This is a genomic window from Streptomyces sp. HUAS MG91 (assembly GCF_040529335.1).
GTDB classification, from domain to species: Bacteria; Actinomycetota; Actinomycetes; order Streptomycetales; family Streptomycetaceae; genus Streptomyces; species Streptomyces tabacisoli.
This window is the reverse complement of record NZ_CP159534.1, coordinates 5,809,274-5,830,789: the sequence shown is the minus strand read 5'-3', so window position 1 is coordinate 5,830,789 and position 21,516 is coordinate 5,809,274. Positions and strand designations below refer to the sequence as shown.

Annotated in this window: 12 protein-coding genes; 8 read left to right on the top strand and 4 right to left on the bottom strand. The window is 71.6% G+C overall.

Annotated features, from left to right (window positions below; all coding sequences use genetic code 11):
- Positions 1 to 19: 19 nt before the first annotated feature.
- Positions 20 to 2,095 (top strand): M4 family metallopeptidase, encoded by a 2,076-nt coding sequence (locus tag ABII15_RS26675; protein WP_353944812.1) that lies wholly within the window; start codon positions 20 to 22, stop codon positions 2,093 to 2,095.
- Between the two features lie 227 nt (positions 2,096 to 2,322).
- A complete protein-coding gene (locus ABII15_RS26670; RefSeq protein WP_353944811.1) occupies positions 2,323 to 3,888 on the top strand; it encodes a M4 family metallopeptidase in 1,566 nt (521 codons plus the stop codon).
- A 59-nt stretch (positions 3,889 to 3,947) separates the two neighbouring features.
- Here ABII15_RS26670 and glgP read toward each other — a convergent pair whose 3' ends face one another.
- The 3 genes from glgP to ABII15_RS26655 all read right to left on the bottom strand — a co-directional run bounded on the left by glgP (position 3,948) and on the right by ABII15_RS26655 (position 7,982).
- A complete protein-coding gene (gene glgP, locus ABII15_RS26665; protein WP_353944810.1) occupies positions 3,948 to 6,569 on the bottom strand; it encodes an alpha-glucan family phosphorylase in 2,622 nt (873 codons plus the stop codon).
- 136 nt (positions 6,570 to 6,705) lie between these two features.
- Complete coding sequence (locus ABII15_RS26660) at positions 6,706 to 7,284, bottom strand: hypothetical protein (RefSeq protein ID WP_353944809.1); 579 nt, start codon at positions 7,282 to 7,284, stop codon at positions 6,706 to 6,708.
- Between the two features lie 146 nt (positions 7,285 to 7,430).
- Positions 7,431 to 7,982 carry a 1,4-alpha-glucan branching protein gene (locus tag ABII15_RS26655; protein WP_353944808.1) on the bottom strand — a complete coding sequence of 184 codons (552 nt, stop codon included), beginning with the start codon at positions 7,980 to 7,982 and terminating at the stop codon, positions 7,431 to 7,433.
- A 192-nt stretch (positions 7,983 to 8,174) separates the two neighbouring features.
- Between ABII15_RS26655 and ABII15_RS26650 the strand changes: the two genes are divergently transcribed.
- The 3 genes from ABII15_RS26650 (at position 8,175) to treS (ending at position 13,631) form a co-directional block, all read left to right on the top strand.
- Positions 8,175 to 9,401 carry a S8 family peptidase gene (locus tag ABII15_RS26650; protein WP_353944807.1) on the top strand — a complete coding sequence of 409 codons (1,227 nt, stop codon included), beginning with the start codon at positions 8,175 to 8,177 and terminating at the stop codon, positions 9,399 to 9,401.
- 197 nt (positions 9,402 to 9,598) lie between these two features.
- Positions 9,599 to 11,875 (top strand): maltotransferase domain-containing protein, encoded by a 2,277-nt coding sequence (locus tag ABII15_RS26645; protein WP_353944806.1) that lies wholly within the window; start codon positions 9,599 to 9,601, stop codon positions 11,873 to 11,875.
- Positions 11,876 to 11,912: 37 nt separating this feature from the next.
- Positions 11,913 to 13,631, top strand: coding sequence for a maltose alpha-D-glucosyltransferase (treS, locus tag ABII15_RS26640; protein WP_353944805.1), 1,719 nt, complete (start codon positions 11,913 to 11,915; stop codon positions 13,629 to 13,631).
- On the opposite strand, the gene ABII15_RS26635 is transcribed toward treS, so the two are convergent.
- A complete protein-coding gene (locus ABII15_RS26635) occupies positions 13,606 to 17,040 on the bottom strand; it encodes a helix-turn-helix domain-containing protein (RefSeq protein ID WP_353944804.1) in 3,435 nt (1,144 codons plus the stop codon). The genes treS and ABII15_RS26635 overlap by 26 nt on opposite strands.
- 173 nt (positions 17,041 to 17,213) lie before the next feature.
- Here ABII15_RS26635 and ABII15_RS26630 point away from each other — a divergent pair, with 173 nt between their 5' ends.
- The 3 genes from ABII15_RS26630 (at position 17,214) to glgB (ending at position 21,500) form a co-directional block, all read left to right on the top strand.
- Positions 17,214 to 17,375, top strand: coding sequence for a hypothetical protein (locus tag ABII15_RS26630; RefSeq protein ID WP_353944803.1), 162 nt, complete (start codon positions 17,214 to 17,216; stop codon positions 17,373 to 17,375).
- Between the two features lie 271 nt (positions 17,376 to 17,646).
- Positions 17,647 to 19,056: a maltokinase gene (locus tag ABII15_RS26625; RefSeq protein ID WP_353944802.1), complete on the top strand. Its 1,410-nt coding sequence runs from the start codon at positions 17,647 to 17,649 to the stop codon at positions 19,054 to 19,056.
- Positions 19,057 to 19,286: 230 nt separating this feature from the next.
- Positions 19,287 to 21,500 carry a 1,4-alpha-glucan branching enzyme gene (glgB, locus tag ABII15_RS26620; RefSeq protein ID WP_353944801.1) on the top strand — a complete coding sequence of 738 codons (2,214 nt, stop codon included), beginning with the start codon at positions 19,287 to 19,289 and terminating at the stop codon, positions 21,498 to 21,500.
- Positions 21,501 to 21,516 lie beyond the last annotated feature (16 nt).

Below are 21,516 nucleotides of genomic sequence, written 5' to 3'. Positions count from 1 at the left end.
ACGCAGAAGGAGTTCAGCGTTGAGAAGCTCTTCCACCTCCCACAGACGCCGCGCCACCGCGGCAGCCGCCGCCGGCGCCGTCGCCGCGCTGCTGGCCGTCGCCGTCCAGTCCGGACCGGCCTCCGCCGACGCGAACCAGAGCACCGCATCGGCCGCGGCCGGGATCACGGCGAACGCCGCCCGCGGCGCCCACCCGGGCGCGCTGCCCGCGAAGCTCTCCCCCGCCAAGCGGGCCGAGCTGCTGCGCGAGGCGAACGCCGACAAGGCCGCCACCGCGAAGACCCTCGGGCTCGGCAGCTCGGAGAAGCTCGTCGTGCGTGACGTGCTCCAGGACAAGGACGGGACCACGCACACCCGTTACGAGCGCACCTACGCCGGACTGCCGGTCCTCGGCGGCGACCTGATCGTCGACACCGCCAAGTCCGGTGCCGAGAAGAGCGTGACGAAGGCGTCGAAGGCCCGGCTCAAGGGCGTGGACACGACGGCGGACGTGAAGGCGTCCACCGCCGAGGCGCAGGCCCTCACCCTCGCGAAGGCCGACGGTTCGAAGAAGACCGAGGCCGACAAGGCGCCGCGCAAGGTGGTCTGGCTCGGCCAGGGAGCGAAGAAGGGGCAGCCCACCCTCGCGTACGAGACCGTGGTCGGCGGGCTCCAGGAGGACGGCACCCCGAACGCCCTCCACGTCATCACCGACGCCACCACCGGCAAGAAGCTGCACGAGTGGCAGGCGATCGAGACGGGCACGGGCAACACCCAGTACAGCGGCACCGTCACCCTCGGCACGTCGCAGTCGGGCTCGACGTACACCCTCAACGACACCGGGCGCGGCGGCCACAAGACGTACAACCTGAACCGCGGCACGTCCGGCACCGGCACCCTGTACTCGGGCAGCGACGACGTGTGGGGCAACGGCGCCGCGACCAACACCGAGACGGCCGCGGCCGACGCGCACTACGGTGCCGCGCTGACCTGGGACTACTACAAGAACGTCCAGGGCAGGACGGGCATCCGCGGCGACGGCGTCGGCGCGTACAGCCGGGTCCACTACGGCAACGCGTACGTCAACGCGTTCTGGGACGACAGCTGCTTCTGCATGACGTACGGCGACGGCACCAGCAACACCCACCCGCTGACGTCGATCGACGTGGCCGCGCACGAGATGACGCACGGCGTCACCTCCAACACCGCGGGGCTGAACTACAGCGGTGAGTCCGGCGGCCTGAACGAGGCGACCTCCGACATCTTCGCGGCGGCCGTCGAGTTCTACGCCGGCAACTCCTCGGACCTCGGCGACTACCTCGTCGGCGAGAAGATCAACATCAACGGCGACGGCACCCCGCTGCGCTACATGGACAAGCCGAGCAAGGACGGCGCGTCCAAGGACTCCTGGTACTCGGGCATCGGCTCGGTCGACGTGCACTACTCGTCCGGCCCGGCCAACCACTTCTTCTACCTGCTCAGCGAGGGCAGCGGGACGAAGACCGTCAACGGGGTCACCTACAACTCGCCGACCTCCGACGGCCTGCCCGTCACCGGCATCGGCCGCGACAAGGCCGCGCTGATCTGGTTCAAGGCGCTGACCACCAAGTTCACCTCGACGACCAACTACGCGGGTGCCCGCACCGGCGCGCTGGCGGCGGCCGGTGAGCTGTACGGGACGACGTCGGCCGAGTACAAGGCGGTCCAGGACGCGTTCGCCGCGATCAACGTGGGCGCCCGCTCCGGCGGCGGCGGCAACCCCGGCGGCAAGACGTTCACCAACGACACCGACGTGACCGTGCCGGACTACCCGGGTGCCGCGGTGACCTCGTCCGTGACCGTCTCCGGCGTCACCGGCAACGCGCCGACGAACCTCTCGGTGGGCGTGGACATCGTGCACACCTGGAGCGGTGACCTCCAGGTCGACCTGATCGGCCCGAGCGGGAAGGCGTACCGGCTGCACTCGTCGGTCTACGACCCGACCCCCAACATTCAGGCCACCTACACGGTCAACGCCTCCACGGAGACCGCGAACGGCGTCTGGAAGCTGAAGGTCCAGGACCTCGGCGCGCAGGACACGGGTTACATCAACAGCTTCAAGCTGACGTTCCCGTAAGCACCACCGCACCAGCTGGGCGCGTCGTACCGGAGGTTCAACTCCCCGGTGCGGCGCGCCTGTTCATGTTGTGTTCGCAATCCGTACGTCAGTTATCGCTCAACGGACGAATTCCGGCCAACCTGCGATCGCGTACATGACACGTGCAGTACTCAACTGTCAGAGTCATCCCCGCACCACCCGCACGGCAAAGCTCATCCCCCCACTTCACTCGAGGAGCTTTCTTCGTGACTCCCCACATATCCCGTCGCACCACTCTGTCCATCGCCACGGCCGTCGCCGCCGGCGCCCTGCTCGCCGGGACGTTCACCGCCACCGGCGCCGCCGCCCAGACCTCCGCGCCCGGAGCCACCCCACTGGCTCTCAGCGCGAACGCCCGGGCCGACCTGATCAAGGACGCGAGCGCGCAGACCGCCGACACGGCCAAGGAGCTGAAGCTCGGCTCGAAGGAGAAGCTGGTCGTCCGTGACGTGGTCAAGGACCGCGACGGCGCCACGCACACCCGCTACGAGCGCACCTACGACGGCCTCCCGGTCCTCGGCGGCGACCTCGTCGTCCACGAGTCGAAGTCCGGCAAGCGCGAGGGCGTGACCAGGGCGACGTCGAAGTCGATTGACGTGGCGACCACCGGCGCCTCGCTCTCGGCGGCCCCGTCCGGCGCCCGGAGGATCGTCTGGGCGGCGACCGGCACGCCCAGACTCGCGTACGAGAAGGTCGTGAAGTCCACCAAGAAGGACGGCACGCCGAGCCGGCTGCACGTGGTCACGGACGCCGCGTCCGGCAAGAAGATCACCCAGTTCGACGAGATCAAGACCGGTACCGGCGAGTCCGAGTACAGCGGCAGCGTCGAGATCGGCACGACCCAGTCGGGCTCGTCGTACGCGCTGACGGACGGCACCCGCGGCGGGCACTCCACGTACGACCTGAAGAACGGCTCGTCCGGCAAGGGCACGCTGTTCACCGACGCCGACGACAAGTGGGGCGACGGCACGGTCAACGACCCGGCGACGGCCGGTGTCGACGCGGCCTACGGTGCCCAGGAGACCTGGGACTACTACAAGGAAGTCTTCGGCCGCAGCGGCATCAACGGCGACGGCAAGGGCGCCTACTCCCGCGTCCACTACGGCAACGCGTACGTCAACGCGTTCTGGGACGACAGCTGCTTCTGCATGACGTACGGCGACGGCGAGGGCAACAAGAACCCGCTCACCGCCCTCGACGTGGCCGCGCACGAGATGAGCCACGGCGTCACCGCGGCCACCGCCGGCCTGATCTACAGCGGTGAGTCCGGCGGCCTGAACGAGGCCACGTCCGACATCTTCGGCACCTCGGTGGAGTTCTACGCGAACAACAGCGAGGACGTCGGCGACTACCTCATCGGCGAGAAGATCGACATCAACGGCGACGGCTCCCCGCTGCGCTACATGGACAAGCCCAGCAAGGACGGCGCCTCGCTCGACGCCTGGAAGTCCGGCGCGGGCAACGTCGACGTGCACTACTCGTCCGGCATCGCGAACCACTTCTTCTACCTGCTCAGCGAGGGCAGCGGCAAGAAGACGATCAACGGCGTCGACTACGACTCGCCGACCTCCGACGGCTCGACGGTCACCGGCATCGGCCGCGACAAGGCCGAGCAGATCTGGTTCAAGGCGCTGACGACGTACTTCACGTCGAGCACCAACTACGCGGCGGCGCGCACCGGCACGCTGAGCGCGGCGAAGGACCTGTACGGCGCGGACTCGGCCGAGTACAAGGCCGTGGACGCGGCCTGGGCGGGCGTGAACGTCAAGTAGAGCCCTGGCGGTAACGGTCGAGGGGCGGCACCGGAAGGTGCCGCCCCTCACTCGTGTCCTCAGCGCATCAGCACCCCGGCCCCCTCACCCAGCGCCTGCGACGGCACCGTCACCAGGCCCGTCTCCGCCGGCGCGGCGAGGAGGCGGTGGACCGGGAGGATACGGACCGTGTAGCCGTAGGGGCCGGTGCGGTCGAGGGAGAGGGGTCCCTCGTAGGACCAGCGGCCGTCGTCGTCCGGGCCCGCGACCGGCTTCAGCGGCGCGGTCGCCGCCTCCGCGATGCTGTCCTCTGCGTCGACGCAGCCGGCGACGACCTGCACCTCGACATCGTCGGGCCCGAGGTCGCCGAGGGCGACGCGGACGTGGAGCGCGAGGGTGGCGCCCAGTTCGGCCGAGGTCGTCGACGCCTCCACATGGTCGACGGCGACGTGCGGCCAGGCGGCGCGGACCCGGGACTTCCAGGCGGCCAGCTCCCGGGCCGCGGCCGGGGTGAGCGCCCGGTCGGCGCGGGCGGCGGGCGCGTACAGCTTCTCCACGTACTCGCGGACCATGCGGCCCGCCAGCACCTTGGGGCCGAGGTGGGTGAGGGTCTGGCGGACCATCTCGATCCAGCGGTCGGGCAGGTCCTCGGGGCCGCGCTCGTAGAAGCGGGGGGCCACCCGGTTCTCCAGGAGCTCGTAGAGGGCGTTCGCCTCCAGCTCGTCGCGGCGGTGCTCGTCGGTGGCGGTGCCGTCGGCGGTGGGGATCGCCCAGCCGAAGTCCGGCTCGAACCACTCGTCCCACCAGCCGTCCAGGACCGAGAGGTTGAGGCAGCCGTTCAGCGCCGCCTTCATGCCGGAGGTCCCGCACGCCTCCAGGGGACGCAGCGGGTTGTTGAGCCAGATGTCGCAGCCGGGGTAGAGCTTCTGCGCCATCGCCATGCCGTAGTCGGGCAGGAACACGATGCGGTGCCGCACGCGCGGGTCGTCGGTGAACCGGACCAGTTCCTGGACAAGGCGTTTGCCGCCGTCGTCGGCCGGGTGCGCCTTGCCCGCGACGACGATCTGGACGGGGCGTTCCTCGTCGAGGAGCAGCCGCATCAGCCGGTCCGGGTCGCGCAGCATCAGGGTGAGCCGCTTGTACGAGGGGACGCGGCGCGCGAACCCGATGGTGAGGACGTCCGGGTCGAGGACGCCGTCGATCCAGCCGAGTTCGGCCGAACCGGCGCCGCGCTGCCGCCAGGACGCGGCGAGCCGTTCGCGCACCTCGTCCACCAGCTGGGACCGCAGCGACCTGCGCAGCTCCCAGATGTCCCGGTCCGCGATGTCGCCGACGGCGTCCCAGCGGTCGGAGCCGCCGACCGACAGGGCGTCCTCGGTGCGCCGCTCGCCGATCTGGCGGGCGCCGAGCCGGAAGACCTCGGGGGCGACCCAGGTCGGGGCGTGCACCCCGTTCGTCACCGAGGTGATCGGGACCTCCTCCGGGTCGAAGCCCGGCCACAGCCCGGAGAACATCTCCCGGCTGACATGGCCGTGCAGCGTCGAGACGCCGTTGGCGCGCTGGGCGAGCCGGAGCCCCATCACGGCCATGTTGAAGACGTTCGGGTCGCCGCCCGGGTAGGTCTCCATGCCGAGGCCGAGGATGCGTTCCACGTCGACCGCGGGGAGTTCGGCGCCGTCGCCGAAGTGCCGGGCGACGAGCTCGCGGTCGAAGCGGTCGATGCCGGCCGGGACCGGGGTGTGCGTGGTGAAGACGGTGCCGGCCCGCACCGCCTCGGTCGCGGCGTCGAAGTCGAGCCCCTCGGAGGCGAGTTCGGCGATGCGCTCCACGCCGAGGAAGCCCGCGTGGCCCTCGTTGGTGTGGAAGACCTCGGGCGGCGCGTGCCCGGTCAGCCGGCAGTACGTGCGCACCGCGCGCACCCCGCCGATGCCGAGCAGCATCTCCTGGAGGAGCCGGTGCTCGCTGCCGCCGCCGTAGAGCCGGTCGGTCACCTCGCGTTCGTGGACGTCGTTCTGCTCCACGTCGGAGTCGAGCAGGAGCAGCGGCACGCGCCCGACCTGGGCCTGCCAGATCCGCGCCAGCAGACTGCGCCCGCCGGGCAGGGCGAGGCTGATGTGCGCGGGGGTGCCGTCGGGCTCGCGCAGCAGGGACAGCGGCAGCTCGTTGGGGTCGGTGACCGGATAGGTCTCCTGCTGCCAGCCGTCCCGGGACAGCGACTGCCGGAAGTACCCGTGCCGGTAGAGCAGTCCTACGCCGACGAGCGGGACCCCGAGGTCGCTCGCGGCCTTGAGGTGGTCACCGGCGAGGATGCCGAGACCGCCCGAGTACTGCGGCAGCGCGGCGGTGATGCCGAACTCCGGCGAGAAATAGGCGATGCAGGACGGCAGCCGCGCCGGGCCGCCGCTGCTGCTCTGGTACCAGCGGTCGTCCTGGAGATAGCCGCGCAGATCGTCGGCGACCTCGCTCAGCCGGGCCAGGAAGGCCTCGTCGGAGGCGAGCCGGGCGAGCCGCGAGGGCGGCACGTCACCGAGCAGCCGCATGGGGTCGCCGTCGGACGCGGCCCAGCGCGCCGGATCGACCAGGGCGAACAGATCGCGGGTTCCCGGATGCCAGGACCAGCGCAGGTTGCGGGCCAACTCGTGCAAGGGAGCGAGGGGTTCGGGCAGGACCGGACGTACGGTGAATCGACGGATGGCCTTCACGTGATCACCTCGACAAGTATGCGGGGACACAGCGGGCCGGGCCGGCACGGCATCGTGCGGCCCGAGCCTCTGAAGGTAGTGCGCGCCCACGCCGCTAGCCACGGCGCACAGCGGGGCGCCCGGAATCCGACCTTGGTCAGGCGACGGCTCCGCCGGTGCCGCGGGCCCCGCCGATGTAGTCGGTGAGGCGGGCGTCGTCGTAGACGGAGATGTCGACTCCGGCGCCCTCGGGGATGTCGAAGTCCTTGGTCATGCGGTCGACGACGGCGGCGGTGCCGGGTGCCGTGTAGGTGCCGAGATCGTGGGTGGTGCGGCCCGAGACGTAGGCGATGTGCACGTAGAAGGTGTCGCTGTCGTTCTTCGTGTCGTACACCCGGAGCGTCTCGTCCTTCGGGTGGAACTCGACCTTGCCGACGAACGAACTCCCCTGGGTCAGCTCCAGTTTGACCGCGTAGCCGCCCGGGTCGCGCGCGAAGGTGGTGCCGCCGTACGGGTCGGTGAGCGCGCCGCCGTGGCACGGGCAGGTGGACGTGGACCGGTAGACGGCGCCGACCTTCGGATCGGGGCTGTAGGCCTGGGCGGGCGCGGTGCCCGCGGCGAGCGCGCCGGCCGTCGACAGGAGGGCGGCCGCGCCGAGGGCGGCCCGCCGCCATCCGCGTCCGGGCCGGGCCGGGCGTCCGGTGTCGCGTGCGGTCAGGTCCGTGCGTGCTGGCATCCGTGAACTCATCCCTGCTTCTCCCCCGCTCGGCGTGACGTCACGTCACCCTCAACGAGCCGTCGCTGACGTGGGCACGATGTCGGACACCGCGCCCTCGGCGGTGTCCGGCATCCCGTCCGGGCGGCCCGTCGGCGGGGCGCCGGTCAGCCGGCGCGGACGACGGCGAAGACGCCGCGCACCCGGTTCCCGTCCGGCGTCTCCCATTCGGCGGTGACACCACCCGGGGTGGTGGAGCCGGGCTCCAGTACGCGCACGATCTCCGGCCGCCCGTCGCCGGGGGCGGCGTGCACGGTGGGGTCGAGGGCGCCGTCGACGCTCTGCGCGTGCGCGGGCACGTCGCCCGCGATCAGCGCGGCCAGCTGCTCGACGAGCACCGGGTCCCGGGATCCGTCGTACACCCAGCGCTCGCCGAGCACACCGTGCACGAGGGTGCCGATCAGCGAGCCGTCGGCGTCCGGCAGCGGCGCGCCGCGGTAGGTCATCGGCACGTGGTACGTCACCGGCTCGGGCCCCGAGGTGTCGGTGGCCGCGAGGAACTCGATGCCGACCTCCCCGGTCGGGTCGTCGAGGCGGAAGCCGCCGGACTTGGCGAGTTCGGGAGTGCCCGCACCCCGGTACCAGGGCTGTTCGGGAAGCCAGTCACTGAGCAGTTCGAGCTTGGTGGGCGTGAGGGTGGTGCGGTGAATGATGGACATGCGGCCATCCTGCCGCAGACGGTTCGCGCGTGCCGGTCGGCCGGATTTCGCCGCACCCCGCACGGCCCCTCGCACCCCCCACGGGCGATATGGCCGATTCCACCACCTCGTACGGCCTTGTGGTGCTTCACACCGCACGAGAGGCTGCCAACTGGCGTGATTCCGCGCCGGGTTGAGGAGGGGAACTCACACATGGCAGTGATCGTGCCAGGGAGGCGGAAGCGAAGGCTGCGCGGAGCCGGTGGGCTCACCGTGCTCGCGGCAGTCGCGGCGCTTTCGGCCATCACGCTGCCCGCCCAGGCCGCCCCCGTACAGGGACGGATACAGGGCGCCGGGGAGCCCGGCGCCGTGGCGGGCAGCTACATCGTGACGCTGAAGGGGGGAACACGCGCCCCGTCCGAGGCGGGCAAGGACCTTGCCACGAAATACGGGGCGAAAATACGCCACACCTACAGCAACGCGCTCAACGGGTACGCGGTGCGGGCCGACGCGGCGCGGGCCGAGCGGCTGGCGGCCGACCCGGACGTCGCCTCCGTCGTGCAGGACACCGCCGTCACTTACGACCACACCGACCACACCCAGGAGAACCCGCCCTCGTGGGGCCTGGACCGCGTCGACCAGAAGGATCTGCCGCTCGACAAGTCCTACACCTGGCCGGAGTCGGCGGGCGCTGGCGTGACGGTGTACGTGATCGACACGGGCATCCGCAGGACGCACAAGGACTTCGGCGGACGGGCGAGTTCCGGCTGGGACTTCGTCGACAACGACGCCGTCGCGCAGGACGGGAACGGGCACGGAACCCACGTGGCCGGAACCGTCGCGGGCACGAAGTACGGCATCGCGAAGAAGGCTAACGTGGTCGCCGTACGTGTGCTCGACGACTCGGGATCCGGGACGACGGCCCAGGTCATCGCAGGTATCGACTGGGTGACCAAGCATGCGACGAAGCCGGCTGTCGCCAATCTGAGTCTGGGCGGCTACGCCAATGCCCAACTCGACCAGGCAGTCCGCAACTCCATCGCCTCGGGTGTCACCTACACCGTCGCGGCGGGCAACGACGGGCTGCCGGCGAGCCTGTACTCCCCCGCCCGGGTCAAGGAGGCGATCACGGTCGGTGCGACGAATCGGAAAGACGCGCGTGCGAGTTTCTCGAACTGGGGTACTCGAGTAGACCTGTTCGCGCCCGGCGTCGACATCACGTCCGCGTCGTTCGCGAGCGACACAGGGAAAGCCACCTACTCCGGTACGTCCATGGCGTCTCCGCACGCCGCGGGCGCCGCCGCGCTGTATCTCGCCGATCACGCGTGGGCGACACCCGCGGAAGTGAGCAAGGCGCTCGTCGAAGAGGCCGTTCCGGGCCGGGTGACCGGCGCGGGACCCGGCTCACCGAACAGGCTGTTGCAGGTCAACCACACGTAGGCGAAAGGTGAGTTCATGAACCGGTCCCGTCGCTCCCGGCGGGACCGGTCTTGTGTGTGCTCTTACGCGCGAGTAGTTAACAAAGCACCGGATTGCCCACCCATCGGCCGTGGAAGGCTCCCCCGGTACCCCGCACGGCCCTCTGACTAGAAGTGCGCCTCCGCAACCCCCCGAATCCCCCGCGGACAGGAGCGGTCATGCCCGCAAAGCGCCCGGCCCCCCAACCGAATCCCGAACAGTCACGGCCTGAACTGCAGGCCCCACCGCACCCATCACCGGAGCCACAGGCTCCACCTCGGAAGAAGCCCGCGAAGAAGGCGACGGCGGCCAAGAAGACGACGGCGGCCACGAAGGCACCCGCGCGGAAGAAAACCACGCAGAAGAAGGCTCCGGCGAAGAAGCCCGCGGCCAAGAAGTCCACCCCGGAAGCGACCATCCCGGCGGCTGCCGTCCCGTTGGATCCCGGTGTCGAGAAGGCATCCGAGGCGGCTCCGGTGCAGGTCACCACGGGTCGCATACCCATCCGTGACGTCCGCCCGCTGATCGCCGGCGGCGCCCGCCCCGCCAAGTCCGTGGTCGGCGAAACCTTTCTGGTGACGGCCACCGTGTTCCGCGAGGGGCACGACGCGGTCGCCGCCAATGTCGTACTGCGCGGCCCGGACGGGCAGGAGGGGCCGTGGACGCCGATGCGCGAACTGGCCCCGGGCACCGACCGCTGGGGCGCCGAGGTGGCCGCCACCGCGACGGGCTCCTGGACGTTCCGCGTCGAGGCGTGGGGCGACCCCGTGACGACCTGGCGGCACACGGCCCGGATCAAGGTCCCCGCGGGCATCGACACCGAACTCGTACTGGAGGAGGGCGCGGCGCTGTACGAGCGCGCCGCCCCCGGCGTCCCCGAGCCGCGGCGCGCGCCCGTCCTGGCGGCCGTCGCCGCGCTGCGCGACACCGCCCGCCCTGCCGCGGCCCGCCTCGCCGCCGCCCTCACCCCGGACGTGGACGACGTACTGGCCGACCATCCCCTGCGCGAACTGCTGACCAGAGGACCGGAGTTGCCGCTGCTCGTGGAGCGGGAACGGGCGCTGTACGGCTCCTGGTACGAGTTCTTCCCGCGCTCCGAGGGCGCGGTCGTCGAACCCGGCAAGCCGCCCGTGAGCGGCACCTTCGCCACCGCCGCGCGCCGCCTGCCGGCCATCGCGGAGATGGGCTTCGACGTCGTCTATCTGCCGCCCGTCCACCCCATCGGCACCACCTTCCGCAAGGGCCCCGACAACTCCCTCTCCCCGGGCCCCCACGACGTCGGCGTGCCCTGGGCGATCGGTTCGCCGGACGGCGGCCACGACTCGATCCACCCGGACCTCGGCACGCTGGACGACTTCGACCGGTTCGTCGCGCAGGCGCGGGAGCTGGACCTGGAGGTGGCCCTGGACTTCGCGCTCCAGTGCTCCCCCGACCACCCCTGGGTGGACAAGTACCCGGAGTGGTTCCACCACCGCCCCGACGGCACGATCGCGTACGCCGAGAACCCGCCGAAGAAGTACCAGGACATCTACCCCATCGCCTTCGACGCGGACCTGCCCGGCCTGATCGCGGAGACCACCCGCGTCCTGCGGCACTGGATGGCGCACGGAGTCCGCATCTTCCGGGTCGACAATCCGCACACCAAACCGGTCGCGTTCTGGGAGCACGTCATCGCGGACATCAACCGGAGCGACCCCGATGTCATCTTTCTGGCGGAGGCGTTCACCCGCCCCGCGATGATGCGCACGCTCGCCGAGATCGGCTTCCAGCAGTCGTACACATACTTCACCTGGCGCAATTCGAAGCAGGAACTCACCGAGTACATCGAGGAGTTGGCGGGCGAGAAAGCGGCCTGCATGCGGCCGAACTTCTTCACCAACACGCCGGACATCCTGCATGAGTTTCTCCAGCACGGAGGCCGTCCCGCCTTCGAACTGCGCGCGGTGCTGGCCGCGACGCTCTCGCCCGCCTGGGGTGTCTACAGCGGATACGAGCTGTGCGAAAACACTCCGCTGCGCCCCGGCAGCGAGGAGTATCTGCACTCCGAGAAGTACGAACTACGGCCGCGGGACTGGGAGTCGGCGGCGCGTGAAGGGCGGACGATCGCTCCGCTGCTGACCGCGCTCAACGACGTCCGGCGTCGCAGTCCGGCACTACGGCAGCTGCGCGACGTGCACTTCCACCACGCCGACAAGGACGAGGTGATCGTGTACTCCAAGCGCAGTGGCTCGAACACGGTTCTGGTCGTCGTCAACCTCGACCCGCACCACACCCAGGAGGCGACGGTCTCGTTGGACATGCCACAACTGGGGCTCGGCTGGCACGAGTCCCTTGCGGTGCGCGACGAGCTCACCGGCGACAGTTACCACTGGGGCAGGGCGAACTACGTGCGCCTCGAGCCGGGCCGTTCGCCCGCGCACATCCTCACCGTCCTGCGACCGTCCACGCCGCGATGAATTCTCTGGAAGAGGAATTCGGAGGGTCACCCACACCATGATCATGAATGAGCCCGTCCCGGACACCTTCGAGGACACTCCGCAGAAGGACCGGGACCCCGATTGGTTCAAGCGTGCCGTCTTCTACGAGGTCCTGGTCCGCTCCTTCCAGGACAGCAACGGCGACGGCGTCGGCGACCTCAAGGGCATCACGGCGAAGCTGGACTATCTCCAGTGGCTGGGGGTGGACTGCCTCTGGCTGCCCCCCTTCTTCAAGTCCCCGCTCCGTGACGGCGGTTACGACGTCTCGGACTACACCTCGGTGCTCCCCGAGTTCGGCGACCTCGCCGACTTCGTGGAGTTCGTGGACGCCGCGCACCAGCGCGGTATGCGGGTGATCATCGACTTCGTGATGAACCACACCAGCGATCAGCACGAGTGGTTCCAGCAGTCCCGCTCGGACCCCGAGGGCCCCTACGGCGACTACTACGTCTGGGCCGACGACGACAAGCAGTACCAGGACGCCCGGATCATCTTCGTCGACACCGAGGCCTCCAACTGGACCTTCGACCCGGTACGCAAGCAGTACTTCTGGCACCGCTTCTTCTCCCACCAGCCCGACCTCAACTACGAGAACCCGGCCGTGCAGGAGGAGATCCTGGCCGCCCTGCGGTTCTGGCTCGACCTGGGCATCGACGGCTTCCGCCTCGACGCCGTCCCCTACCTCTACGCCGAGGAGGGCACCAACTGCGAGAACCTGCCCGCCACCCACCGGTTCCTCAAACGGGTCCGCAAGGAGATCGACGCCCAGTACCCCGACGTCGTCATCCTCGCCGAGGCCAACCAGTGGCCCGAGGACGTCGTCGACTACTTCGGCGAGTTCCAGAGCGGCGGCGACGAATGCCACATGGCCTTCCACTTCCCCGTCATGCCCCGCATCTTCATGGCCGTGCGCCGCGAATCGCGCTACCCCGTCTCGGAGATCCTCGCCAAGACCCCCGCGATCCCGTCGGGCTGCCAATGGGGCATCTTCCTGCGCAACCACGACGAGCTGACCCTGGAGATGGTCACCGACGAGGAACGCGACTACATGTACGCGGAGTACGCCAAGGACCCACGGATGCGGGCCAACATCGGCATCCGCCGCCGCCTGGCCCCACTCCTCGACAACGACCGCAACCAGATCGAACTCTTCACCGCCCTGCTGCTCTCACTGCCCGGATCACCGATCCTCTACTACGGCGACGAGATCGGCATGGGCGACAACATCTGGCTCGGCGACCGCGACGCCGTCCGCACACCGATGCAGTGGACCCCGGACCGCAACGCGGGCTTCTCGTCCAGTGACCCGGGGCGGCTGTTCCTGCCCACGATCATGGACCCGGTCTACGGGTACCAGGTCACCAACGTCGAGGCGTCGATGTCGTCGCCCTCGTCGCTGCTGCACTGGACGCGCCGGATGATCGAGATCCGCAAACAGAACCCGGCGTTCGGCCTCGGCTCGTACACCGAGCTGCCGTCGTCGAACCCGGCGGTGATCGCGTTCCTGCGCGAGCTGCCCTCGACCAGGGAGGACGGGGACGATCTGGTGCTGTGCGTCCACAACTTCTCCCGCTTCGCCCAGCCGACGGAGCTGGACCTCCAGTCGTTCAGCGGCCGGCACCCGGTGGAGCTGATCGGCGGGGTGCGGTTCCCGGCGATCGGGGAGCTGCCGTACCTGCTGACGCTGGCGGGGCACGGGTTCTACTGGTTCAGGTTGCGGAAGGACGGGATGTGACGCCGTCCTCCTGAGGGGCGCGGCCGGCGGTGCGCGGAAGGCGCTCCGCCAGCCCGTCCAGGTAGACGGCTTCCTGCTGCGGCAGATCGGCGCGGCAGCGCAGTTCGCGCACCGCCCAGGCCAGGGTGGCGCGCACCTCGTCCCCGGCCCGCAGCCGGTCGCCCCACCGCACGGTGTCCTGGATCCGGGCGCACGCCTCCCGGGTCTCCACCCAGGGCAGGTCGCGGACCAGCGCCGCCGCCACGGCCCACAGGACCAGGTGCTGGGTCGCCCGGGACGCCGCCGAGGTGTTCAGCGCCTGGAGGCACGCGGTGTGCGGGGCCGTCCGGCTCTCCTCGGCCGCCAGGTGGCCGGGGGTCATGAGCGCCACGAGCGCGGCGAGCATGCGCTCTCCGGGTTCGCGGCTCTGCCCCGAGCCTGCCACGTGCCGCGCCCCCACCTCCCACACCCGGCCGACCCGGTAGGGCATGGCCCCGTCGCCGCGCAGCAGCAGCTGGTGGTCGAGGCCGCCGCCGAAGGCGGAGCGCCGGGCGAGGCCTTCACCGGCGGCGCCGTTGTCGCGCATCTCCGGCGCGAACCACTCGGGCCCCGCCGTGCCGAGCCGGGCCGCCTCCTCGTCCCCGGCCCACCACAGCCGCAGGTCGCGCACGGGCTCCTCGGGGGTCTCGGGCGGGCGGTGCCAGGTGCGGTGCGCCACGAGGTGCCGGGTCAGGTCGTCCCAGGACTTGTGGTCGAGCTGCGACTCCCACAGGCCGGTCAGGCGGCGCCAGGAGGCGGGCGCATCCCAGGTGCGCAGCAGGGACGAGACGGCGGTCCCGGGGGCGATCAGGGTGTGGAGCAGCACGAGGTTGGCCGTGTAGTGGGCGAGCCGGGTCAGCGGGGGTACGGGCTTGGGCGCGTAGGCCGGTCGCGCGCACGGCAGGGTGTCGTGGAGCGCCGCGTCGAGCAGCCGGGGGATCGCGTCGACCAGGGCGCGCAGTTCGGCGGGGCCGGTCGCCACCGCCATCTCGCCGAGCCGCTCGACGACCTGGGCCCGGTCGGTGAGCTGGGCGAAGGAGAGCAGGTCCACGGGGAGCGGGGGCCGCCCGGCGTCCGGCGCCGGTGGCGCGGCGGCGGCCAGCAGGCTCCGCCATACGCTCCGGGCCACCAGGTACTCGCTGAAGGTGGCGTGCAGGAACTCGTAGGTGCGCCGGCGCCGTCCGCCGACGCACGCCTGAGCCTCGTGGATGAAGAAGAACCGGCCGAAGGCGCGGTCGTCGGCCCAGACGCCGTGGTCGCCGTTGGGGCCGAGCAGCGCCCGCGCGTCCTCCTCCACCTGGTCGGCGCCGACGCTCTGCTGCCCGCGGTTGAACATGGCGAGCGCCACGACGCCGAGCCGTGCCATCTCCCGCTCCGCCTCACCGGACACCACGCCGGGCTCCTGCTCGCGGGTGTGCCGCTTGCGGACCTGCCGCCGCAGGAATCCGAGGAGCAGCCGCTCGAACAGCTCCGCCCCGCTGGCCCGGCTCTCCTGGGCGCGGGCCAGTCCGTTGTCCACCGAGTCGTACAGCGCCAGGAGCAGCAACAGCAGTGGCTGGGCGGCGAGTTCGAGTCGGCCCGCGAGGGCCGCCGGCTTGAGGGGCCGCAGTCCGGTGGCCTTGAAGTAGCCGCGGTTCGCGGCGTTCCATGCCCTGAGCCAGCGCTTCCTGCGCTCCTCGTCGAAGGGTTCGAGACACAGCGCCCGGGTGCCTTCGGGGATCTGCACGCGGTGCATGACCACGGTCCTGCTGGTGACGACGACCGCCACCGGGCGGCCCGCCGCCGCCTCGCGCTCCTGGAACTCGGCGACCTGGCGGAGGTAGCCCCAGTAGTCCGTCTCCGCCGCCTGCACCAGCTCGTCGAAGCCGTCGAGCAGCACCACCGGGATCCGGCCGGGCGCGCCGCGCACCAGCTCGGGCCAGCCGGTGCGCTCACCGAGCGTCTCCCGGAGCGCCTCCTCGATCTGCCGCTGCACCGGCGCGTCCGCCGCGACGGACCGCAGCTCCACCCGGACCGGCAGGAAGTCGGTGGCGGGCAGCCGTGCCATGACGACCCGCGTGAGCAGCGACTTGCCGACACCGGGGTGGCCGAGGACGAGCAGCGGCACCTGGAGCGCGGACAGCGAGCCGAAGTGGGCGGCGAGCCGCGTCCCCAGCGGTACGGCGTCCGACTGGGCGGACCACCACATCTCGGCGTAGGGCGTGGCGTCGTCGTGCAGAACGGCCCAGCGGGCGGCGGGGTCGACGTATCCGGCGCCGAGCGGCGGGATGACCAGCCTCGCCGCGGCACGGTCGCCCCCTTCGGCGCCGTCCGCGCTCTCGACGCCCGCGACCAGGGGGCGGTGCAGTTCCCTGGCGGGTCCGGCGGCCAGGGTCCGGGCGGCGTCGGAGGCGTACGGAGGGCTCGCGCCCGGCGAGGAGAGGGCCACGGCGAGTCCGTCGAGCGCGGTCCCGGTCGCCGGGGAGACCTCCTCCCACTCCTCGGTGAGCAGCGACAACTCGGGTTCGCGTGCCGCCAGTCGGCGCTCGTGGGCCGCCAGCGCGCGGGCCGTCGCGGACAGATCGAGGGCGGGCAGCACGTCGGTCAGGACCCGGCGCCACCGCGCCGCGAGACGGGCCTGCTCGGGCGGCAGGTGGGCGTCGCCCACGGCTGCCCCGAAGGTCGCCTCCCGGACGAAGTCGTCCACGGTGCGGCGCCGGCGCTCCACGTGGTTCAGGACCGCGCCGGGATCCGGGTCCGGGCCGTCGAGGTGGACGTCGAGCAGCGCGGTCAGCGGCGTCAGGGCGAGGACGGCGTGGCAGACCACCGTGCGGGCCAGCCGGTCGGCGTCCCGCACCCGCTCGGCGAACCCGTCGAGCACCTGATGGCACATCTCCCGCAGTTCCCGCAGGAAGGTCCCGTCGTCCTCCGCGTCGAGCAGGTCGAGCGGGCGCACCGGATAGTCGCCCGCGGTGACCAGCAGATGCAGGCACGGGACCCAGTCGGTCTCGGACGCCGTCGGGACGGACCGGGAATCGACGCGGAAGCGGGCCACGGGACCCGGTGCGGCAGCGGAACCGGCACCGGATTCCGGGGCGGGCGGCGGGTCGAGCCTGCGCACCGCGTCGTACACCTTGAGGAGTTGCCCGTGCCGGTGCCGCCAGGCGGTCACCTCGACCGCGCACGCCTGGCGGTCCAGTCCGCGGGCCGCGGCGCAGCACGCGACGATGCCCCGTACGTCGTCCCAGGCCGGCGGGCGGGCGACGCGGCCGCGCAGCAGGTCGGAGAGTGCCGGCTCCGACTTTCCCACGCGTGCGGCGACCTGGCGCTGCTGGAGTCCCGACTCCCTCACCAGGGTGCGCAGTTGAGCGCAGAACTCGGGCACCGGCCCGTCCCGTCCGTCGTGTGGCACCGCCCCGCTCCCTCTCGCCGCTTCCGTCCGCTTCGGCGCGCAGTGCGAAGCCTAGGCGGCGACCTGCGCGCTTTGCCCTCGGTTCGGCGTACTTCGGTGTCCCCGGCGCTCCGGGCCGCGCCCTGTGACCGTGGAGCCCGTCACCTTCCCGACCCCAGCTCCCGGAGGCCCCCGTGCCCGGACGACTCACCCTGTTCCTCGCCGTGTCGGCGTATCTGCTCCTCGCCTCGGTGCTGCTGCCCGCCGTCTGGTCCCGCCGGCCGGCGCGCCGCCGCGCCGCGGAGCGCATCGTGCGCATCCTGGTCGACGCGTTCCGGCCGCCCCGGCGCCGGTGACCCGTGAGTACGCCCCGTCCCCGCGCCACCGGGAATGTCCAAGAACCCGCCAATCCCGGTTTCCGTCCCCTCCCCCGGGGCACTCTCCACCAATACCGTGCGGAACAGGCGCCGCCGCGTACCGTCCCGGCCCGCGCCGCGGATCGCGCACGCAACCGTTCACGCACACTCGGCACGTCCCCCTCTGGACCAGCTCAGGACAGCATCTCGGCACCCGGGACCGCGCACACCGTCGTCGAGCGTTCCCGGCCCGGGGAAAGGACGCGACGCCATGTCGGAAGCCGCTGGCCGGCCCGCCGCTCCCGCCCATCCCACCGCCGCCGCGGCGGACAACCCCTCCGGCCTCCTCGCCTCCCTGGAACCGCACTTGCGCGAATGGCTGCCGCGCCAGCGCTGGTTCGCGGGCAAGGGCCGGCCCGTCACCGGCTTCACCCTCGACTCCGCGACCCCGCTGCTGCCCGGCTCCGCCCTGCTGCACCTGCTGGTGCGCGCCCATCAGCCGCCCGCCGACGACGACGGCCCCGGAGACCGCTACCAACTCATCATCGGCACCGCCGAGTTGCTGCCTCAGCATCTCGCCCCCGCGGCGATCGGCACGATCACCCGCGGTCCGCTGGCCGGCCGCACCGCCTACGAGGCCCTCCAGGACCCGCGCCAGGCGTCCGTGCTCCTCGAACGGCTCCGGATACCCGGCGCCCTCGGGGCGCTCAGCTTCCACCGCGGGCCGCACGGCGAGGTCCCGCGCGGCCTCGCACCCCGGCCCTTGCAGGCGGAGCAGTCCAACTCCTCGGTCGTGTACGGGGACCGGCTCATCGCCAAGTTCTTCCGGCGGGTCGTCGCGGGCACCAACCCCGACCTCGAACTGCCCCTCGCGCTGGCCCGTGCGGGCTGCGACCGGGTGCCCGCGCCGGTGGCCTGGTTCGAGACCCGGACCGGCGACATGGCGCAGACCACGACCCTCGGCGTCCTCCAGCCGTTCCTGAAGGGTGCGGCCGACGGCTGGGACCTGGCCCTGAAGCACCTCACCAACGAGCAGGACTTCGCCGGGGAGGCACGGCAGCTGGGCCGCGCCACGGCGGAGGTCCACACGGCCCTGGCGCGGGCCCTGCCCACGGTCACGTACAGCCGCGCACAGCTGGAACAGCTCGCCGGGACGATGATCCGGCGCCTGGAGTCGACGGCCCAGCAGGTCCCGGCGCTGCTCCCGCTCGTCCCCGGCCTGCGCTCCGCCTTCACGGCGCTGCACGACCTCGCCGCCGACGGCCGCGTCCGGCACGCCCAGCGCGTCCACGGCGACCTGCACCTGGGCCAGTGCCTGCGCGAGGCGAACGGGACGTGGCGGCTCATCGACTTCGAGGGCGAACCGTCCCGCCCGCTCGCGGAACGCCGCATGCCGCACCCCCCGCACCGGGACATCGCCGGCATGCTCCGCTCCTTCGACTACGCGGCCCGCAGCGCCCGCCCCTGGAACGCGGCGTGGGCGGACTCCTGCCGGTCCGCGTACTGCGCCGGTTACGCGGAGGTGACCGGCGACGACCCGCGCACCGACCCGGTCCTGCTGCGCGCCTACGAGACGGACAAGGCCGTCTACGAGGCCCTGTACGAGGCCCGCCACCGCCCCGACTGGCTCCCGGTCCCCCTGGCAGCCCTGACCCGCCTGGCACAAGAGACGCCCCGATAGGGGCGCGAGGAACTGCGCGAGAAGCCCCACCGAACCGGCACCTGGAACACGAGGCGCCCCGTAAGGGGCGCGGGGAACTGCGCGAGAAGCGGCCACCGACCCGCACACGAAGAACAACCCAGGGGCGCGGGGAACTGCGCAAACCCCCACCGCACCCGCACCCGCCACACGGCACCCGCACCCGCCACCACCACCCGGCACACGCGAAGCCCCTCAAGGAGGCGCCCCCCGTGACCCCCCGTCCCACCACGACCCCGGCCCCCGTCCCGGAGGACGACCGCACCAGGCTGCTCGCCGCGACCCACCACAACCCCCACGGAGTGCTCGGCGCCCACCCCGCCCCCGACGGCATCGCGTTCCGGGCCTGGCGCCCCTACGCCCGGCAGGTCACCGTCCGCACCCCGCAGGGCACGCACGCCGAACTCCACGACGACGGCGAGGGGTTCTTCTCGGGCCTGCTCCCGCTCCGCGAGGTCCCGTCCGGGTACGAGCTGGAGATCCGCTACGCCGACACCACCCAGACGGTCGCGGACGCCTACGCCCTGCTCCCGGCCCTCGGCGAACTCGACCTGCACCTCATCGGCGAGGGCCGGCACGAGCAGTTGTGGACCGCGCTCGGCGCCCGCCCCATGACCCACCAGGGCATCGAGGGCACCCGCTTCACGGTCTGGGCGCCGAACGCCCGCGGCATCCGGGTCGTCGGCGGCTTCAACTTCTGGGACGGCGCGGCCCACAGCATGCGCTCGCTCGGCTCGTCCGGCATCTGGGAGCTGTTCGTGCCCGGCATCGGCGAGGGCGAGCTGTACAAGTTCGAGATCACCCGCCCCGACGGCAGCAAGACGACGCGCGCCGACCCGCTCGCCACCCGCACCGAGGTCCCCCCGGCCAACTCCTCGATCGTGCACGCCTCGCACCACACCTGGCAGGACGACCAGTGGCTGGAGCACCGCGCCGCCCGCCCCGCGCACGAGTCCCCGTTCTCGGTCTACGAGATCCACCTGCCGTCCTGGCGCCCCGGCCTCACCTACCGCCAGCTCGCCGAGCAACTGCCGTCATATGTGAACGACTTGGGTTTCACGCACGTGGAGCTGCTGCCCGTGGCCGAGCACCCCTTCGGCGGCTCCTGGGGCTACCAGGTCACCGGCTTCTACGCCCCGACCGCGCGCCTGGGCACCCCCGACGACTTCAAGCACCTGGTCGACGCCCTGCACCGGGCCGGGATCGGCGTCCTGATGGATTGGGTCCCGGCGCACTTCCCGCGCGACGACTGGGCGCTCGCCGAGTTCGACGGCCGGCCGCTGTACGAGCACGAGGACCCGCTGCGCGCCGCGCACCCGGACTGGGGCACCCTGGAGTTCGACTACGGCCGCAAGGAGGTCCGCAACTTCCTGGTGGCGAACGCCCTTTACTGGTGCGAGGAGTTCCACATCGACGGCCTCCGGGTCGACGCCGTTGCCTCGATGCTCTACCTCGACTACTCGCGCGAGGAAGGGCAGTGGACGCCGAACCAGTTCGGCGGCCGGGAGAACCTCGACGCGGTCGACTTCCTCCAGGAGATGAACGCCACCCTGTACCGGCGGGTCCCCGGCGTCGTGACGATCGCCGAGGAGTCCACGGCCTGGGACGGCGTCACCCGCGCCACCCACCACATCGGCCCCGGCGGCCACGGCGGCCTCGGCTTCGGCCTGAAGTGGAACATGGGATGGATGCACGACTCCCTGGAGTACGTGAGCCACGAGCCGGTGCACCGCAAGTACCACCACAACGAGATGACGTTCTCGATGGTGTACGCGTACAGCGAGAACTACGTCCTGCCCATCTCGCACGACGAGGTCGTGCACGGCAAGCGGTCCCTGGTCTCGAAGATGCCCGGCGACTGGTGGCAGCAACGCGCCAACCACCGGGCCTACCTGGGCTTCATGTGGGCCCACCCCGGCAAGCAGCTGCTCTTCATGGGCCAGGAGTTCGCGCAGGGCGCCGAGTGGTCGGAGGCGCACGGCCCGGACTGGTGGCTGCTCGATCCGGCGTACGGGGCCGAACCCGACCATCGCGGCGTGCGCGACCTCGTACGGGATCTGAACGCCGTCTACCGGGAGGCGCCCGCCCTGTGGGAGCGGGACACCGATCCGTCCGGTTTCGAGTGGGTGGCCGGTGACGCGGCGGAGGACAACGTCTTCGCGTTCCTGCGGCGCGCGGCCGACGGCTCGCCGCTTCTCGCGGTCTCCAACTTCTCGCCGGTGGTACGCGCCGAGTACCGGCTCGGCGTGCCGGACACCGTGCCCGCCTGGCAGGAGGTGCTCAACACCGACCGGGGCCGGTACGGCGGCGGTGACGTCACGAACCCGGAGCCGGTGAAGCCGGACGACGTCCCCGCGCACGGCCGCCCGGCCAGCGTGCGGCTGACGCTGCCCCCGCTCGCCACGGTGTGGTTCCGCCCGGCCTGACGCGCCGTCCCGCTCC

Coding starts and splice junctions, on each gene's coding strand:
- ABII15_RS26655 (WP_353944808.1), bottom strand. CDS start 7,982: ATGTCCATCATTCACCGCACCACCCTCACGCCCACCAAGCTCGAACTG.
- treS (WP_353944805.1), top strand. CDS start 11,913: ATGATCATGAATGAGCCCGTCCCGGACACCTTCGAGGACACTCCGCAG.
- ABII15_RS26645 (WP_353944806.1), top strand. CDS start 9,599: ATGCCCGCAAAGCGCCCGGCCCCCCAACCGAATCCCGAACAGTCACGG.
- ABII15_RS26650 (WP_353944807.1), top strand. CDS start 8,175: ATGGCAGTGATCGTGCCAGGGAGGCGGAAGCGAAGGCTGCGCGGAGCC.
- ABII15_RS26660 (WP_353944809.1), bottom strand. CDS start 7,284: ATGCCAGCACGCACGGACCTGACCGCACGCGACACCGGACGCCCGGCC.
- ABII15_RS26625 (WP_353944802.1), top strand. CDS start 17,647: ATGTCGGAAGCCGCTGGCCGGCCCGCCGCTCCCGCCCATCCCACCGCC.